At 56.9% G+C, this 17,317-nt stretch carries 19 protein-coding genes; 8 read left to right on the forward strand and 11 right to left on the reverse strand.

All coding sequences use genetic code 11. The annotated features are described in order from the left end of the window. Positions 1-102: 102 nt before the first annotated feature. Together B8P98_RS15705 and ymcF are read left to right on the forward strand one after the other, a co-directional pair. Positions 103-1,017: a LysR family transcriptional regulator gene (locus B8P98_RS15705; RefSeq protein ID WP_095033208.1), complete on the forward strand. Its 915-nt coding sequence runs from the start codon at positions 103-105 to the stop codon at positions 1,015-1,017. A 302-nt stretch (positions 1,018-1,319) separates the two neighbouring features. Further along, a complete protein-coding gene (gene ymcF, locus B8P98_RS15710; RefSeq protein WP_008805199.1) occupies positions 1,320-1,508 on the forward strand; it encodes a cold shock small protein YmcF in 189 nt (62 codons plus the stop codon). A gap of 53 nt (positions 1,509-1,561) precedes the next feature. On the opposite strand, the gene B8P98_RS15715 is transcribed toward ymcF, so the two are convergent. From B8P98_RS15715 to B8P98_RS15730, 4 genes are read right to left on the reverse strand one after another with little or no spacing between them, the layout of a single operon-like run. Continuing rightward, on the reverse strand, positions 1,562-2,005 hold the full coding sequence (locus B8P98_RS15715) for an ATP-binding protein (RefSeq protein WP_025714189.1): 444 nt from the start codon (positions 2,003-2,005) through the stop codon (positions 1,562-1,564). 19 nt (positions 2,006-2,024) lie between these two features. After that, the gene (locus tag B8P98_RS15720; protein ID WP_095033209.1) at positions 2,025-2,363 is read right to left on the reverse strand and encodes an STAS domain-containing protein; all 339 of its coding nucleotides are present in this window, start codon (positions 2,361-2,363) and stop codon (positions 2,025-2,027) included. Continuing rightward, a complete protein-coding gene (locus tag B8P98_RS15725) occupies positions 2,353-3,567 on the reverse strand; it encodes a PP2C family protein-serine/threonine phosphatase (RefSeq protein ID WP_025714187.1) in 1,215 nt (404 codons plus the stop codon). The genes B8P98_RS15720 and B8P98_RS15725 overlap by 11 nt, the downstream gene beginning before the upstream one ends. A gap of 8 nt (positions 3,568-3,575) precedes the next feature. After that, positions 3,576-3,830: a hypothetical protein gene (locus B8P98_RS15730; RefSeq protein ID WP_080897190.1), complete on the reverse strand. Its 255-nt coding sequence runs from the start codon at positions 3,828-3,830 to the stop codon at positions 3,576-3,578. A 106-nt stretch (positions 3,831-3,936) separates the two neighbouring features. Here B8P98_RS15730 and B8P98_RS15735 point away from each other — a divergent pair, with 106 nt between their 5' ends. Further along, positions 3,937-4,371, forward strand: coding sequence for a globin family protein (locus B8P98_RS15735; RefSeq protein ID WP_025714185.1), 435 nt, complete (start codon positions 3,937-3,939; stop codon positions 4,369-4,371). 2 nt (positions 4,372-4,373) lie between these two features. Beyond that, positions 4,374-7,058, forward strand: coding sequence for a hybrid sensor histidine kinase/response regulator (locus B8P98_RS15740; protein WP_087805979.1), 2,685 nt, complete (start codon positions 4,374-4,376; stop codon positions 7,056-7,058). Between the two features lie 7 nt (positions 7,059-7,065). Here the strand turns inward: B8P98_RS15740 and B8P98_RS15745 are convergent, their stop codons facing one another. From B8P98_RS15745 to B8P98_RS15755, 3 genes are all read right to left on the reverse strand, one after another. Next, positions 7,066-7,935, reverse strand: a complete 870-nt coding sequence (locus B8P98_RS15745) for an aldo/keto reductase (protein ID WP_087805981.1) — start codon at positions 7,933-7,935, stop codon at positions 7,066-7,068. A 78-nt stretch (positions 7,936-8,013) separates the two neighbouring features. Next, on the reverse strand, positions 8,014-9,216 hold the full coding sequence (locus B8P98_RS15750; protein ID WP_095033210.1) for an MFS transporter: 1,203 nt from the start codon (positions 9,214-9,216) through the stop codon (positions 8,014-8,016). Positions 9,217-9,281: 65 nt separating this feature from the next. Beyond that, a complete protein-coding gene (locus B8P98_RS15755; protein WP_095033211.1) occupies positions 9,282-10,418 on the reverse strand; it encodes an alpha/beta hydrolase in 1,137 nt (378 codons plus the stop codon). A 172-nt stretch (positions 10,419-10,590) separates the two neighbouring features. On the opposite strand from B8P98_RS15755, the gene B8P98_RS15760 reads away from it, so the two are divergent. Continuing rightward, positions 10,591-11,475 carry a LysR family transcriptional regulator gene (locus B8P98_RS15760; protein WP_004152138.1) on the forward strand — a complete coding sequence of 295 codons (885 nt, stop codon included), beginning with the start codon at positions 10,591-10,593 and terminating at the stop codon, positions 11,473-11,475. 124 nt (positions 11,476-11,599) lie between these two features. On the opposite strand, the gene B8P98_RS15765 is transcribed toward B8P98_RS15760, so the two are convergent. Further along, positions 11,600-12,433 carry a DUF6216 family protein gene (locus B8P98_RS15765; protein WP_004176445.1) on the reverse strand — a complete coding sequence of 278 codons (834 nt, stop codon included), beginning with the start codon at positions 12,431-12,433 and terminating at the stop codon, positions 11,600-11,602. A 230-nt stretch (positions 12,434-12,663) separates the two neighbouring features. Here B8P98_RS15765 and B8P98_RS15770 point away from each other — a divergent pair, with 230 nt between their 5' ends. Further along, positions 12,664-13,050, forward strand: a complete 387-nt coding sequence (locus tag B8P98_RS15770; RefSeq protein WP_004179496.1) for a VOC family protein — start codon at positions 12,664-12,666, stop codon at positions 13,048-13,050. A 167-nt stretch (positions 13,051-13,217) separates the two neighbouring features. On the opposite strand, the gene B8P98_RS15775 is transcribed toward B8P98_RS15770, so the two are convergent. Together B8P98_RS15775 and B8P98_RS30500 are read right to left on the reverse strand one after the other, a co-directional pair. Beyond that, a complete protein-coding gene (locus B8P98_RS15775; protein WP_025714179.1) occupies positions 13,218-14,834 on the reverse strand; it encodes a peptide ABC transporter substrate-binding protein in 1,617 nt (538 codons plus the stop codon). Then, complete coding sequence (locus B8P98_RS30500) at positions 14,831-14,947, reverse strand: hypothetical protein (RefSeq protein ID WP_012542015.1); 117 nt, start codon at positions 14,945-14,947, stop codon at positions 14,831-14,833. Before B8P98_RS30500 ends, B8P98_RS15775 begins: the two co-directional genes overlap by 4 nt. 72 nt (positions 14,948-15,019) lie before the next feature. On the opposite strand from B8P98_RS30500, the gene mpaA reads away from it, so the two are divergent. Then, positions 15,020-15,727 carry a murein tripeptide amidase MpaA gene (gene mpaA / locus B8P98_RS15780; RefSeq protein ID WP_025714178.1) on the forward strand — a complete coding sequence of 236 codons (708 nt, stop codon included), beginning with the start codon at positions 15,020-15,022 and terminating at the stop codon, positions 15,725-15,727. On the opposite strand, the gene ycjG is transcribed toward mpaA, so the two are convergent. Beyond that, complete coding sequence (gene ycjG, locus B8P98_RS15785) at positions 15,724-16,689, reverse strand: L-Ala-D/L-Glu epimerase (RefSeq protein ID WP_025714177.1); 966 nt, start codon at positions 16,687-16,689, stop codon at positions 15,724-15,726. The two genes, mpaA and ycjG, sit on opposite strands and share 4 nt — an antisense overlap. A 102-nt stretch (positions 16,690-16,791) precedes the next feature. Between ycjG and tpx the strand changes: the two genes are divergently transcribed. Further along, positions 16,792-17,298, forward strand: a complete 507-nt coding sequence (gene tpx / locus B8P98_RS15790) for a thiol peroxidase (protein ID WP_025714176.1) — start codon at positions 16,792-16,794, stop codon at positions 17,296-17,298. Positions 17,299-17,317 lie beyond the last annotated feature (19 nt).

Consider the following 17,317-nt stretch of genomic DNA (forward strand, 5'->3'; position numbering starts at 1 on the left):
CCCTTTTATCTCTGCTGAAAACATGAGCGATTATAGGCTTCTGCATGCCGACGATAAGACCGCGTTGCGCGACAGGATTGTTTTGCCAGCTGGAACAATGTCATGGATAGACTGGATACCCTGACCCTGTTCGTGCGCATCGTCGAACGTGGCTCATTCAGCGCCGCGGCCGCGGATCTGGGGGTTTCCCGGCCGGTGGCGACTGCGGCTATTAAGGCGCTGGAGGCAAGCCTCGGGGCCCGGCTGCTACAGCGCACTACCCGACACGTAACGCCGACGGCGGAGGGCTCGCTGTATTATCAGCGCTGCGTGTCCATTCTGTCTGCGCTTGAGGAGGCCAACCGCAGCGCCGGGGGGAGCATTTCCGGCACTATTCGGGTAGACGTGGCGGGTAACCTGGCGCGGACCCTGCTTCTGCCCGCGCTGCCGCAGTTTCTCGCCCGCTATCCTGACATTACCCTGCAGATCGGCGAAAGCGAGCGCGACGTCGATCTGGTTCGCGAAGGTGTCGACTGCGTCATTCGCGGTGGTCATCTTCCCGACAGCGAGATGATCTGCCGGTCACTCGCCAGGCTGCAGGAGATCACCTGCGCCAGCCCGGCCTACCTCGCCCGGTACGGTACGCCGAAAACGATCGACGGGCTGGCGGATCACCAGATGATTGGATTTGTGTCATCGCGTACGCACCGTACCTTGCCGCTGACCTTTACCCTGGATGGCCTTCAGACCGAGGTCAGTTTGCCCTGCCGGCTGCTGACCTCAGATGCCGACGTCGGCGCCGAAGCGGCAAGGCTTGGCTTTGGCCTGTACCAGGCGCCCTTGCCCCGTCTTATGGCCGATCTGGCGGCTGGCGCATTAGTTGAAATTCTCGCTGATTATCGCCCTGCGCCGTTGCCGCTGTCCCTGCTCTATCCCAGCAACCGGCAGCTCTCTGCCCGGGTACAGGTATTTATCGACTGGGTGACGGTGCTGATGAAGGCACCCCTGACACAGCAGGCATCCGGAAGGCTAAAATAATATTTGCTATTATTCGCGGCACGTGCGTTAATCGTTGTGTCGATTTACCAGACGAAAAGTTATTATCTGAGTACGAGTTCTCATCTCCAGGCGTTATCCCTGATACCACCTTCCTTTGAGCAGTCCCGTTAGTATTTTGCTTTTTCTGTAAACAGGCCCTGTCAGATCCCCTATCGGCTCACGAAATAAGCCGCCATCTGACCCAAAACCCGGCTTACCACTAACAAAAAATAGCCGCGTTAATTTTCCTGAAAACGACCATTGTCTTTTCAACAGAACATTACCCATACAAGGTTTATATTATGATCGAACATATCCATTTTAGATGCCCATGCTGCCATGGCTCCCAGTACCGAACCTCTCAGTTTGACGTGACGGAAAAAAACCCTTTCGGTGCAAAATGTATTTTTTGCAAATCGGCGATGATGACATTTGATGCTATCCGCCCTCGTCATCTGGGCGCGCAGTCCACTGCACAGGCACAACAATAAGTATGCGTGGGTAAAGTATGCCTGTTATCCGCCAGGCGGATGGTGTCTTTTTATCAACCGCCGTTTTTGTCGGTTGAATGATTAACAGCGGGACCAGGCAACGCTTTTATCAGGGTGGTAATATTCTTCCCTGCATTAATTTCAACGTCAAAACAGTCCACCGCACGCAGAATAAGCCGCAAGCCTCTACCGCTTTCCGCTAACGGATCGACATCAAAGTGCTCATCACTACGCGCCAGCGCCAGGCGCTCGGCGGGAAAGGTTTCCCCCGCGTCGGTAAAGCGCAACGTCACCCGTCGGTCCACGACCCTAAATTCCACACCAAAACGACGTTGCCCATCCTCATGCAGCGCATAGCGAATAATATTCGTCGCCGTTTCACAGGCGGCGAGATCGAGCGCGAAACGCCACTCCTCCCCGACAGGCAGCGGAGCCATTTGCTGGGCAAGCCACTCCGCCAGCGGTGAAAGCGAGGTGAGTTCGGCAGGAAACATCATGATGCTATTCACGGGCACATCACTGATTTAACTGCGCAAGCGCTGAAATGCGATCCTCGCAAATACGGAAAATACGATCCATACGGGTCAGCGTGAACATATTGCGGATGCCAGGGTTCAGCGCGCACAGTGTCATCTCACCTTTTCCGTTCATGATTTTCATCAGAGAAACCAGCGTTCCCAGACCACTACTGTCGATAAAATCAATTTTGCTGAAATCAACAATCAGATCGCCGGGCGCTTCGCCTATCTCCTGGACGATTGCCGCTTTAAAGGCCACTGCGACGGAAGCATCCAGCCGCCGCACAACCGGCGTCAGGATCGTGACCGAGGCCTGCCGTTCAGTATCAATTTTCATCACTGTCCCCTGTACGTTCAATAATCAAGAGTGACACATCATCAGCCATTGCCTGCGGTTCACGGCCATCACCATTGCGCCAACGAGTGAGATGCCCGGCAAATTCCGCCAGCAGCGTAGGTAGCGAAAGCCTCACGCCATCCTGCAGACAACCCTGCAGGCGCACGTCGCCAAACTGTTCGCCGCTCAGGTTTTCACATTCGGTAATACCGTCGCTGAAGAGGCACAGCCGCTCCCCCGGCGCCAGCGAGAAGCTGACATCTGCCCATGAGAGATTGTCTATCAGCCCCACCGGCGCGCCACCGCTGCCGACCCGCCGAACACTTCCATCCAGGCTAACAATAAAGGGGGTAGGATGACCGCCCTGACACAGTTTACCCGCGCCGGTCTTCATGTCGATGACGCCATAGATCAGGGTGAAATAGCTGACGATATCTGCCTCGTCGCTACAAAAACGACCATTCAGGATCTGCACCACCTCGGCTGGTGACGCCGGCTGGTTGTCTGCAGTAAAAAGAAAACGCTCAACCGCCCTGCCATGCAGAAACTGGCGGGCGACGGCAAGCGACATCATCGCCGCCCCTACGCCGTGCCCGGAGACATCCACGCAGTAAAACCCGAGATGATCCCCCAGTGGGAAAACATTAAAAATATCCCCCGATACCCAGGCCGACGGCAGGAATATCCAGTCGGAGAAAAAACCCTGATGGCACAGCTGATGGGCGGGGAGAACCGACTGTTGAATGCGCGCCGCCAGCTCCAAATCGTGCTCAATCTGCCGCAGCGCTTCGCTCAGCCGCGCATTGCGCGCGGCGAGGTCAGACTCCAGAGAGAGGATCCGCGCCCCGGCATGCAGCCGCGCCCGCAGTTCACTCTGCTCCACCGGCTTACTGAGAAAATCGTCGGCCCCGGCCTCAAACCCCAGCGTTAAATCGCCCGGATTTTCGCGGGCGGTGAGCAATATCAGATAAACGTAGTGGCCAAAGTGGCGGCGGCGAACTTCCCGGCACAGCGTCAGGCCATTCATCTCCGGCATTTCCCAGTCGCTAATCACCAGGCTGACGGACTGGTTCTCCAGGATCGCCAGTGCAGCGACGCCGTTTTCCGCCTCACTGACGATATAGCCCCACTGCGTCAACATTCGGCTCAACAGCCGACGATAAACCAGCGAATCTTCAACAATCAGGACGTGCTGTGCCGACATTGCGCCTCCTAAATCGGCAGGAACCAAATCAGGCTGACCGTGCCTTCACGAAACTTGCCGCTGTACGTTATCAGTTTAGTCAGTAGCGGGTTGGCTTGCTCATCAGCAACGGGGTTGTCAACCAGGCTATACTCCAACCTGACGGCAACGCCAATCGACTGTAGCGACAAACCGGCGATAAATGGCTGGTCAGCAAAAGTATCGTGTGGCTGATGCTGGATAAAGACGGGTGAGCGGCGGCCCGCTTTACCGCAGAATGGCAACGAGGAAATCCTGTAAGGGGAAAACTCATGCATGGCCAGCGCGTGTCGCCTGCGGATCCTAGCCCGCCCGGCCGCTGCCGGGCGAACGGGTCATGAGGAACGCACCATGAAGTTTTATCGCGATCTTTTTGAAGCCAGTCTGAATCGCGTCGTACCGGAGCACGATAAAAAGCGCTTTTTTCAGGCCTTCTACAGCACCTTTATCCATATGTCGCCCGAGACGGAGCAGCACTTCTCACGACGCCCGGGCGAGGAAGGCCAGCAGATGATCTTTAAAAGCTTTTTCGCCATGCTGGCGGTCAACGGCGACCTCTTTGTACCCGATTTTCTGGAACGGCTGGCACGCGAGCAGAGCGAGGAAGGCCTGCGTCTGCCGCCGCGGTTTTTTGCGCTGTGGCGAGAAGCAATGCTCAAAACCGTCCGCGCCAGCGATCCACTGTGCGATGAAGAGATCCTCACTGCATGGGCAATGGCGATCGCCCCTGGTCTTGAGTATCTGCGCCGCCAGGCGGAGCTCCACTATCAGACCGCAGGTCAGTGATCATGCGCGCCGATAACCGTGTCGACCTCAACGTCCTGCCCTCAGCGGTGATGATCTACGATGATCGCGAACGACTGCAGGCCTGGAATGATAAGGTGACGCTGTTTTATCCAACGATCGCGCCCTGGCTCGCCGTCGGCGCTCCCCTGGAGAGCCTGGCGGAGAAGTTCATTGATGCCGGGTATAACATCGACCCTGGCCGGCAACAGACGCTACGCGAGACGATTATCCGCAACTGCCGCCAGGCGAACCATTGCGAAGTCAGGCAATCGGGAAAACGTCGGCTGTACGTCCAGCATCAGCGGCTGGGGGATGGTGGAATTGTCAGTCTGCATACCGACATCACCGAGCTTGACGACGCCCGACGCGCACGTCACCAGCTTCACGACGATTTTTTATTCACTGCGGAGTCGATCCAGATTGGTATCTGGGACTGGCAGGTCTCCCACGACAATCTCCAGGTGAATGACACCCTGCTGGCGATGGTCGGCCAGTCGCGGACACAGTGGCGCTATCCGCTGCGTTTTATGCTCAATCTGGTCCACGAGGACGATCGCACTACCCTGCAACAGGCGATGATCGCCTCGCAAAACGAGCATATGCCGGTTTTTGAATGTGAACTTCGCGTCCAGCACCCGACGCAGGGCTGGCGCTGGATGCTGCTCTCCGGGCAAATCGTCACCCTCAATATGCAGCAACAGGCAGAGCGAGTGATCGGGACGTTGCAGGATATTACCCGGCGCAAAGCCGCAGAGCTGCTGGCCATTGAGGCGGCGAAGGAGGCCCGCGAGGCAAACGAGGCCAAAAGCGCCTTCCTCGCCAATATGAGCCACGAAATCCGCACCCCGATGAACGGCATTCTCGGCATGACGCAGCTGTGCCTCGACACGCCGCTGACCGCGGAGCAACGGGAGTACCTTTCGCTGGTGATGAGCTCAGCCCAGTCGCTGCTGCACATTATTAACGACATTCTTGATTTCTCACGCATTGAGTCGGGCAAGATGCAGGTGGACGAAGAGCCGCTGGAGATCCGCCCCTTTATTCAGTCGCTGATCCGCCCGCATATGCCCGCCGCCAGCGAAAAGGGTATTGAGCTGCTGGTGGATATCTCCCCTGCGGTACCGGAGGTGCTGATCGTCGATGGCCCCCGGCTGCGGCAAATCCTGACTAACCTGTTGGGTAATGCGCTGAAGTTCACTCATCAGGGGGAGGTTCTGCTGGCGATAGCGCCGGCCGACGACGAAAGCCGCTGGCGCTTTCGCATTCGCGATACCGGGATCGGCATCGCCCCGGAGAAGCAAAAGGCGATCTTCGAAGCCTTCAGCCAGGCCGATAGCTCTACCACCCGCCGCTACGGCGGCACCGGGCTGGGGTTAACCATTTCAGCCCGCCTGGTCAGCCTGATGGGCGGCGAGCTGATGGTGGAGAGCCAGCCCGGGGCGGGCAGCGAATTTGCCTTCACCCTGCCGCTGGCAGGTCTGCACACCGCCTCCGCTAACGCCCCGCCGGGACGCTTCAACAATGAGCGGGTGCTGGTGGTTGACGACAACAGCACCAACCTGCGCCTGCTCGACACCATGCTTCGCCAGATGGGACTGATACCGACCTGCGTGGACAACGCCGGCGAGGCGTTACGCCGGGCCGCCGAAGGGCCGCCCTGGCCGCTGATCCTGCTCGACGCGCAGATGCCGGACATGGACGGCGTATCGCTGGCGCTGGAGCTGTCCGCTCTGCCCGAAGCACGGCAGAGCCAGATCATTATGCTCAGCTCCATGAGCCGTCATTTTGACGCCAATATGCTTAAGCGCATCGGTATCGCCCACTATCTGCATAAACCGGTGGCGCAGCGCGAACTGCATCAGGTTATCGCCGGTATTCTGGTCCCCACGCCAGTGGCGACAACAACGCCAGCCCCCGTTGCGGCGCCGGTCAGGGCCCAGGCCGGGCTGCATATCCTGCTGACCGAGGACAATCTGGTTAACCAGAAGGTCGCCAGACGGCTGCTGGAGCAGCTTGGTCACCGCTGCGAGGTAGTGAACAACGGCCGGGAGGCGCTGGAGCGCTGGCGCGCCGCCTGCTGGGATCTCCTGCTGATCGATCTGCAAATGCCGGAGATGGACGGTGAAACCGCCATCCGCCTGCTGCGCGAAGAGACGCTGGCGCGGGGCCGGGAGCACCAGCCCGCGATGGCCATGACCGCCCACGCCATGCAGGGCGATAGAGAGCGCTGTCTGGCGATGGGCTTCGACGGCTATATCGCCAAACCGGTGAGTCAGGAGGCGCTACGGGAAGCCATCGCCCTCGTCGGCGCAGCGGAAGATTGCGGTCTGGAGGAAGGGGAAGGCCTGCCGGACGAGGCCCACCTGCTAAAACAGTGCGCCGACGATCCTGAGCTGGTCGAGGAGCTGCTGGGACTCTTCGCTGAAGGGCTTGATGCTGCGGTCATCGCCCTCACCCACGCCATTGATGCTAATGACCGGGAGACGCTGCGCCGTACCGCCCACAAGCTGCGCGGCGAGGCGGTCACCCTCGGCTTTCAACGCCTTGCCGGGGTGCTCCAGCAGCTGGAGAGCCAGGCGACGTCGCCCGACCAAACCGTGTCTGACGCTCTGCGCGACGCGCTGGCTGAGGCGATCACAGGCTGCCACTTGTGGCTGCGGCGCAGAGCGCAGGCGGCTTCACGCTAAGCTCCTCTCAGTCGTGGATTTTCACCCCCAGACAGCTGCGAACAAATTCAGGGTTAAAGTGTTTCACCGCTTCGCCAACGTAACCTAAATCCAGGGCGCCGATCTGCGCCATTTCGCTCGTGGTGAGCGAGAAATCCCAGATGGCAAAGTTCTCTTCAATACGCTCCTGGCGGGTGGATTTAGGGATCACCGTGACGCCACGCTGCACGTTCCAGCGCAGGATAACCTGCGCAATGGTTTTTTGATGGGCATCGGCAATCCCCTGCAGCATCGCCTCTTGATACGGATTATGTCTGCCACCGCCTAACGGCGCCCACGCTTCCGGCTGAACGTGATAATGCTTCATGGTTTCCAGCGCCGCAGGCTGCGCGAAATAAGGATGCAGTTCAACCTGGTTCACCATCGGCCTGATTCTGACGGTTTCGCAGAAGTTAGCTAACACATGGGGGTAGAAATTGGAGACACCGATCGCTTTCAGGGTACCGACCTCATAAACCTCCTCCAGCGCGCGCCAGGCGCTGAAATAATCCCCCATCGCCTGATGTAATAGATAAAGATCGAAGTATTCCAGGCCCGATTTTTTTAATGACGCCGCAATACCGGCTGCCGCTAACTCGCCGCTGGCCATATCCTGAACCCAGAGTTTAGAGGTAATAAAAAGCTCCTCGCGGGTACACAGACCTTGTGCAATAGCTTCACGGACGGCGTCACCGACGGCGTCTTCATTGTCATAGACGGCGGCAGTATCGATGAGGCGATAACCGGTGCGAATGGCGTTCAACACCGCCTGCTTACACTCCGCTTTATCGGTCACTTTGAAAACGCCAAAACCCAACATCGGCATTTTGCGAGCATTACTTAATACTGAATAGTCCACGGTGAAGCCCTCATCATGTAAAAAAGCAATGGTAAGCCAAAAACGCCGTCACGATTAGACGGTCAATCCTGATTTGACCTATGCATCCAGTTCATTAATCGCGTTGCGCTGAGATGACCTGTGTTTGACAGAGAGCAGGACGCTCCCTCCCGCGGCACCCAGCAGTAACAAACCGCTCAGTGCAAAAGTGCTGTGCCATCCCAGACGATCAAACGCCAGGCCGCCTGCCGTTGACCCGAGGGCTATCGATAGCTGGATCACGGCGACCATCAGCCCGCCGCCCGCCTCCGCATCCTCGGGCAGCGTCCGCGCAATCCATGTCCACCAGCCGGTGGGCGCCGCCGTCGCCAGCAGCCCCCACAGGCTTAACAGTACGGCGACCGATCCCGTGTGGTGTCCGGCCAACAGAAGCGTTCCGGCAATTGCGGCCATCAACAAAGGGATAGCCACCAGCGTCGGATAAAATCGGGCATTCAGAACGGTCGTAATAAGCAGCGTGCCGACAAAACCGGCGATACCCATTGCCAGCAATATCAGGGACAGACCAGAAGGACTGACTTGGGTCACCGTCTCCAGAAACGGTCGCACATAGGTAAATAAGGTAAACTGTCCCATAAAGAACAGTCCGCAGGCCAGCAATCCCAGGGATAGCGTAAAAAGACGGAACAGACGCAGCACCGATCCCTGCCGCTGTGGTGCGCGCGGACTTTTCATCGACGGCAGGCTAATGCATTGCCAGACGAAGGCCAGCACCGCCAGCGGGACAAGACATAAAAAGGCGCCGCGCCAGCCGACGGTGGCCCCCAGGTAGCTGCCCAGCGGCGCTGCCACAACGGTGGCCAGCGCGTTGCCGCCGTTAAAGATGGCCAGTGCGCGGGGGACCTGGCGTTGCGGCACCAGCCGAATGGCCGTTGCCGCCGACATCGACCAGAAGCCGCCGATGACGATCCCGATCATCGCTCTGCCCAGCATATAAACCGGGAAACTGGACGCCAGGGCAATAATCACTCCAGAGGCCGCCATCAGCGCCGTGAGCCCCAGCAGTAGCCATTTACGATCCAGCGATCCGGTAAGACGGGAAATGGTCAGGCTGGTCAGTACCGCCAGCGCGCCCGAAAGCGTAATGCCCTGACCGGCTAATCCCTCGGTAATGTGTAAATCACCCGCGATGGGTGTCAACAGACTGACCGGCATAAATTCTGAGGCAATGAGCACAAATACGCAGAGCGTCATCGCCAGGACGCCGCTCCAGTGTGCCCGGGTATTACCTAATGCAGACATTCTTTATCTCCGACAATACAAAGCCGCCTGCAGGCGGCTTAGGGGATGTCTCCGACACAGGAGATCTATTTCAGATTGGTTTTGAAGAACTGCTCGAACCTGGCAAATGGGATTTTGCCCGCGACGTTGTCATAGAGATCGACGTGGTTTGCGCCAGGGACAATCACCAGCGCTTTCTCTTTACTGCCGATGGCCTTAAAGGCATCTTCGGCAAAATAGCGTGAATGGGCTTTTTCACCGGTCACGATAAGCGTCGGAATAGTCACTTCGCTGGCGTAACTCAGCAGCGGCATATTCATAAACGACAGCGGCATCGTTGCATTCCAGGCCCCGGTTGAATTAACCGAACGCGGATGGAAACCACGCGGCATACGGTAATAATCGAAGAACTCTTTCAGGACCGGGTTGGGGTTGGCGGGCAAGGTTTCCGGCAAAATACGATCGGCAGCGCTGACGTTGCCCTTATCATCAACATAAATGTCATGCCCACCGGGGGCGAAGGTGCCGTTTGCCGCATCTTTCCAGCGCTGCACGTTCAGATAGCGCAGTACGGCGCGACGATCGGCAGTGGTATAGCGGTCTTTGCCATCGCCCACCCCATGCCCCATCGCGCGGCTCATGTCATACATTACGCTGGTCGCCACCGCTTTGACGCGTGTATCCATCGCCGCGTCGTTTAGGGCCATACCGCCCCAACCACAAATGCCGAGCAAACCGATACGGTTGCGATCCACCTCTTTTTGCAGGCCCAGAAAGTCCACCGCGGCACTAAAATCCTCGGTATTGATATCCGGTGAGGCCACGTTGCGTGGGTAGCCACCGCTTTCGCCCGTATACGATGGGTCAAACGCCAGGGTGACAAAACCTTGTTCGGCCAGCATCTGGGCATACAGGCCGCTGGACTGCTCTTTTACCGCGCCGAAGGGACCGCTCACGGCAATGGCTGCCAGTTTGCGTTCACCGCGATCCTTCGGCAGGTAGAGATCGCCAACTAAGGTTATCCCGTAGCGGTTCTGGAAGGTCACCTTACGGTGATCCACTTTCGAACTCTCAGCAAAAGTTTTGTCCCATTTTTCAATCATTGAAACAGGCGCATTCGGGTTAGTTGTCTCAGCAGAGCTCATCGTTGTGACTCCAGTTAATGAGGCGCAAAGCAGCATGGCGGGTATCGCGGCTGTCAGTTTTTTGGTGAAAACCGTCATCAAAATTCCCCTAAATAAACGTGATCAATGCAAGTCTTCAGTAGACAACGCTGCTGTGCTTTGTTGTCGTGCGCTTAGTGTAGCCAGCAGTAATGGTTCTGATTAGAGGCTGAAAAGTGCTAAAATTAATACCATATTGTTCTAAATGGCATCTGGGTGACGAGGCAGGAGAATGGCGAAACGGGAAAACTATAATGACCTCTATCTGTTTATGCAGGTGGTGCGGGAAGGCAGTTTTACCGCCGCAGCGCAACGACTTGGCCTGGCGCAGTCCGGTGTAAGCCGTGCGGTTCGTGAACTTGAAGAGCGGCTGGGCGTTCAGCTTCTGGTGCGCACCACCCGCCGATTGTCGCTCACTCAGGCGGGTGAGCAGCTCTATCACAATGTCGAATCCGGTTTCGACGCCTTAGATATGGGACTCGCCACGCTGGCCCACTATCGTCAAACGCCCTCCGGTACGGTACGCATCAATGCCAGCCAGCATGCCATTGATAAAGTCCTGCTGCCGAAGCTGGCAGTATTTAAACAACGCTATCCCGATATCAGACTGGAACTGATCAGCGAAAGCCGGTTTGTCGATATTATTGCGCAGCGATTTGATGCGGGCGTACGTCTGGGCCCGGAAGTCGGAAGCGGCATGATTGCGGTACGCATTTCGCCCGATATGGAGATGGCGGTGGTGGGTACCCCGGAACATTTTCGACGCTACGGCTTTCCACAAACGCCCGCCGATTTAGTCGCCCACCCCTGCATCGCTTATCAGTTCGGCGACGGCAGCCTTTACGCCTGGGAACTTAATGTGGATGGCAAAAAAATTACCCACCCGCCTCAGGGACAGTGGGCTTTCGCCGATAGCTACATGGAAGCCAAAGCGGCGAGGCTCGGTCTGGGGCTGGCCTATGTCCCGGAAGAACTGATTACCGACGATCTCGCCCAGGGCACGCTTATCCGGGTGCTCCAGCGTTATAGCCAGCGTCTGGAAGGTTCATTTCTCTATTACCCGCACCGCAATGTGTCGCCCGCGCTGAGAGCGGTCATTGATACATTGCGAATGTAGCTGAGGTTGCCTGCAGGCAGCAGGCAACCGGTAGCGGCCGGTGACAGCTTCTGTACTCGGACCTGTCATTTAATTCCGATCGATGCAAACAGTAATGCCAGACGGAAATGAATTTATATAAATATTAATTTTGTGAGTTATGTACTTCATTATAAAGTTTAGAAGCAGCACCTCTGCGTAACAAGCTAAAAAAGCAAATAATCGTAAAGATGAAGGGGTAAATAGCCAAAACCCATGCCAGTTTTTGATTTTTAATAATATTATTTATAGTATCACTCAACGAACCACTTGAAAAGTTCTCACAAATCCTGTCAACCGAGCGCACACTTATCCCCGCTTTTTCTGAGAAAACCGTTTTATCGAAATCTTCACTTTCACACTGTTTTTTATCGAGCTTCCACTCAGTCCAGTTCAGGGGAAGGTAATTATTGGTCCAGATCGAACTCTCAGCAATATGATCATTAATCCAAACCCATGACTTGTCATCGCCTAATCGTACTAATGCGGATGGCTTCAATGCCAGCAACATAAAATTTGATAATAGCAGCATAGTTAACACACAAGAGACAAATACACCAACGTTAGCGATAAATAATGGTTTTATTGCCTTAAGCGTTGATATTTCAAACCATCCTTTCGCGGCTGTGACATGACGAATATCTATATTTTTCTTTTTCGTCCAGTTAATCAGTGACTTGATCTCTTCTTTATTTCTTGCGCCGACATTAAATAAAACATTAAAACGTTCAACATCATTTCTCTCATTGAAATATGCATTTATTTTACCGTCGTGAAACGTTTTCCCTCCCAGGCAGAACTCCCATAGCCGGTTCAATAAAGAATATGCGGATCCTGCCCGTTTCCAGATAAACACTCCTAATAAACCAAAAGTAACAAAAATTAACGCGCTATTTATCAGTCCATCAAAATTCCATATCGAAGAAATTAAACTTTCCATCTAGCCCCTCTTAATCATCCCGCTAATCGTATGCTCAGCAATCACACCACAGCATCATTACAAAATAAATATTTTTTAACTGCAACTTTTCTTATCGAGAGCACAAGGTCATTGCCGATATCTTCTTATACGCAGGCCACAACTATACGTCACGCTCTTCTGCTACTTGAGCCTTACATTCCACCTCAGTGCTGCTACGCTATCTCTGAGAAAATGGCGAAGGAGATATAATGAAAGTCCTCAATATCCTGATCCGTCGATGCGTGCTGATTGCCCGCTTTGAAGATACCGTTTCGTTCTACGAAAATCTCATCGCGCAGAAGGCAAGGTTGCGTTTCGACTATCCCGAATACGATCTCAAACTGGCGCAGGTGGGTTCCGTGCTTTTAATTGGCGGAACCGAGCAAAGCCTGGCGCCGTTTCGCGCCACCGAGGCCACTTTCCTGGTAAACGACATTACCGCCTGGGAGAAACATCTGCCTTCCACCGGGGCAACGATTATCAACCCGGTGAAGGCCGTGCCAACCGGCTGGAACATGCTGGTTCGGCATCCGGATGGCATGGTTGCCGAATACGTTGAGCATCATGATAAAAACCCGGCGGATGAGATCTTCTGATGCTTCGCGACCAGATGGTAGAACCTGGCATCAGTCGGCCATACTGCCAGAAAAGTCATGCTTTCTGCTGTATCGGGAGAAGGAGAGCAGGAGAAACTGGCGCTGCAAGCCGCGCCAGCGCGGAGTTCAGCGATGGTTGCCTGACATCTTCAGGCAACCACGACCGGTTAGTGCTTCACGATATACATGGTACGGCTGTAGGCCACATCTTCCGGGTTGGTGATCGGGTAGCCTTTCAGCCACGGCTTAATCAGCCGGCCGTTAGTGTACTGGTAGATCGGCGCGATCGGCGCTTTGACCATAATGATCTTCTCCGCCGCGTTGTAATCGTCGTTACGCGCTTTGGCCGAATTCTCCACCGCCGCCTGGGCGAGGATTTTGTCGTACGCCGGATCGTTAAAGCGCGAGATATTTCCGCTGTGGGTGGAGGTCAGCAGCGACAGGAAGGTGGACGGCTCGTTGTAATCCCCTACCCACGAGGCGCGGATCACGTCGAAATTGCCGGTATTACGGCTGTCGATATAGGTTTTCCACTCCTGGTTCTGCAGTTTCACTTCCACGCCGAGGTTCTTTTTCCACATCGACGCCACCGCGATGGCTATCTTCTGGTGGTTCTCAGAGGTGTTATACAGCAGCGTCAGCTTCAGCGGACGATTCGGGCCATAGCCGGCGGCAGCCAGCAGGGCTTTCGCCTGGGCATTAAGTTCGGCCTGACTCATGCTCTCAAACTGCGACGGCTGTGGGGTGAAGCCGGCCGTCACGTCCGGGGTGAAGCGCCAGGCCGGTTTTTCTCCGGTCCCCAGCACCTTCTCCGCCATTACCCGGCGATCGATGGTCATACTCAGCGCCAGCCGTACCCGCTCATCCGCCGTCGGCCCCTTTTGGGTATTAAAGGCGTAGTAGTAGGTACCCAGTTGCGGCGGGGTATACACCTGCCCCGGAATATCCTTCAATAGCTTCTGATACATATTCTTTGGGAAAGATTCGGTGATATCGATATCGCCAGCGAGATAGCGCTTGGTGGCAGCAGACTCCTGGTTGATCGGCACAAAGGTGACCTGCTGGATCACCGTTTTGGCGTTATCCCAGTACTGTGTGTTCGGCACCAGCACCAGTTTTTCATTGACCACGCGGTCTTTCAGAATATAGGCGCCGTTGCCCACCAGGCTGCCGGGCCGCGTCCAGTTCGCGCCGCTGTCGACATTCGCTTTTTGCACCGGGTAAAAGGCAAAGCTAGCGGTCAGATTACTAAACCACGGCAGTGGTTTATCCAGCTGCACCCGCAGGGTGTGGGCATCGACGGCGGTGACCCCCAGGGTCTCCGGCGCGGCTTTACCGTCGATAATGTTCTGTGCGTTAGCGATCCCCGCGAGGGCCGCAAACCAGGCGAACGGCGAGGTGGTTTTCGGATCCACCAGACGCTGCCAGCTATAGACGAAATCTTCGGCGGTAACCGGCGTGCCGTCGGACCAGCGGGCGTTATCACGCAGGGTGAAGGTCCAGACGCGGTTATCGTTGCTCTGCCAGCGGGTCGCCACGCCCGGAACCAGGTTGCCTTTCGCATCCTGATTAACTAAACCTTCAAACAGATCGCGGATCACCTGGATTTCCGGCAGGCCCACCGCTTTGGCGGGATCTAACGAGGCGGGTTCATCTTTGATATGGCGTACTAACAGCTGTTTTTCCGCCAGTACCGTGCCCGGCGGTACATCCGCCGCCCAGGCCAAAGAAGATACGCTGGCTAACCACAGCGCGCCGCATGTCAAAGCGACAGGATACTTCATAAGATCCCCTTTAAAATGAAAAAAATACCGCCAACAGAGCGATAATTATTTGTTTCATCACCTGAAATTGCAAACGACATATGATAGAAAATTGATGTGTCGTCGGATTTCACGCCCCAGGGAATGGGTTTGATCCCGACACACTTTTCGCCAACACTGAATAATAACGACACACAGGAAGCCCTATGTCTATTTCACGCCCTCGCCCGCAGCGCGGCGACTTTCCGCCGGGAACCCGGCAGTACGGCAGCTCGGAACTGGGCGCGCCGCTGCTGTGGTTTCCTGCGCTGCAGGCCGACAGCTGTAGCGGGCTGATTATTGCCGGCACCCACGGTGATGAGAACTCGTCGATTGTGACCCTCTCCTGCGCCCTGCGCACCCTGAAACCTGAGCTGCGCCGTCATCACGTGGTGCTGACGGTCAATCCTGACGGCTGCCAGCTCGGGCTGCGGGCCAACGCCCGTGGCGTTGACCTCAACCGTAACTTTCCAGCCGCTAACTGGAAGCAAGGGGAAACGGTGTACCGCTGGAACAGCGCGGCAGAAGAGCGAGACGTGGTGCTGTTGACCGGCGAGCAGCCGGGTTCGGAGCGGGAGACCCAGGCGCTGTGCCAGTTGATCCATCAGATCCATCCGGCGTGGGTAGTCTCCTTTCACGATCCGCTGGCCTGTATCGAAGACCCGGGCCACAGCCCGCTGGGGCGCTGGCTGGCCGACGCCTTCTCCTTGCCGCTGGTGGGTAGCGTGGGATATGACACGCCGGGCTCCTTTGGCAGCTGGTGCGCCGATATCGGACTCCCCTGCATCACCGCCGAGTTTCCGCCGGTCTCCGCCGACGAGGCAACAGAGCGTTACCTGCCGGCGATGACCGATTTGCTGCGCTGGCAGGCTTAAAGATGAAGCACGCCGGTGCTGAACCGCAGCGCCGGCTCGATGTCCACCGCCAGCCATGTCGGTCCATCGAGATCGGCAAAGCGCGCCAGCGGCGCCAGGGGGAGCGCGGCGGCGATCCCGCGCGAGGTGCAGAGCATACAGCCCAGCATCCGTTCAAAGCCCTGCCGTTCCGCCTCCCCGGCCAGGGCCAGCGCTTCGGTCAGGCCGCCCGTTTTATCCAGTTTGATGTTGACCATCTCATACCGTCCGCGCAGCCGCGGCAGGCTCTCCCGGGTATGGCAGCTCTCATCGGCGCAAATCGGCAGCGGATGAACGAAGTTTTCCAGCGCCGCGTCGGCGTCGGCAGGGAGCGGCTGCTCGAGCATCGCCACGCCGAGGTCTGCCAGCAGCTGACAGCGCGCCGCCAGCCCCTCGCTGTGCCAGGACTCATTGGCGTCGACAATCAGCGTGGCCTGCGGTGCCGCCTGGCGGATAGCGATTAGCCGCTCGCTGATCAGCCGGTCGTCAAGCTTCACCTTCAACAGCTGAGCCCCCTTCTGCCACAGCGCCGCGGCGCTGGCCGCCATCTGGTCCGCCGTGCCAATCACCACCGTCTGAGCGGTGATTACCCGGTTAGGTAACGCCACGCCCAACAGCTGGGGCAAGGTTTTGCCTTCGCGTCGCGCCTGCAGATCCCACAGCGCGCAGTCAATGGCATTGCGCGCGGCGCCTGCCGGCAGCAACCGCTGCAGCTGTTCGCGGGTGAGGCCCGCCTCCAGCTGCTCGCCGATCGCCATCACCTGGGCCATCACCGAGGCGATACTCTCGCCATAGCGGGGATACGGTGTGCATTCGCCCACCCCTTTCACGCCGTCCTCTTCCAGTTCCACCACCACCACTTTTGCTTCGCTGCGGCTGCCGCGGGCGATCACAAAGGGGGTATGTAGCGGCCAGGCTTCCTCGTACACTCGCACGTTGCGCATTCCCTTGTCCTCACAGGTAGATGTTAAATAGGGTTTGCCGTGTAGCTGGCGGATGTCATACACTACTCGCGACGTTAACTATATGTAAACAGGAAGATAACCATGTCACAAACCGTGCATTTCCAGGGCAACCCCGTTTCTGTTCAGGGCACCATTCCGCAGGCAGGCGCTAAAGCGCAGCCGTTTACGCTGGTCGCCAAAGATCTCTCTGACGTCGCGCTGAGCCAGTACGCCGGCAAACGTAAAGTACTAAATATTTTCCCGAGCATTGATACCGGCGTGTGTGCCGCATCAGTGCGTAAATTCAACCAGCTGGCCGCTGAACTGGACAACACCGTGGTGCTGTGCATTTCCGCTGACCTGCCGTTCGCCCAGTCCCGCTTCTGCGGCGCGGAAGGCCTGAGCAACGTGGTGACCCTTTCCACGCTGCGCGGCGCGTCCTTCCTGGCTGACTACGGCGTCACTATCGCCACAGGTCCGCTGGCAGGCCTGGCCGCTCGCGCCGTGGTCGTTATCGATGAGAACGATCAGGTCGTCTACAGCCAGCTGGTGAACGAAATCACCGAAGAGCCGGACTACGACGCCGCGCTGGCCGCCCTGAAAGCCTGATAACAGACGGCCCGGGCGC

It is taken from the genome of Klebsiella quasivariicola (genome assembly GCF_002269255.1).
GTDB lineage: Bacteria > Pseudomonadota > Gammaproteobacteria > Enterobacterales > Enterobacteriaceae > Klebsiella > Klebsiella quasivariicola.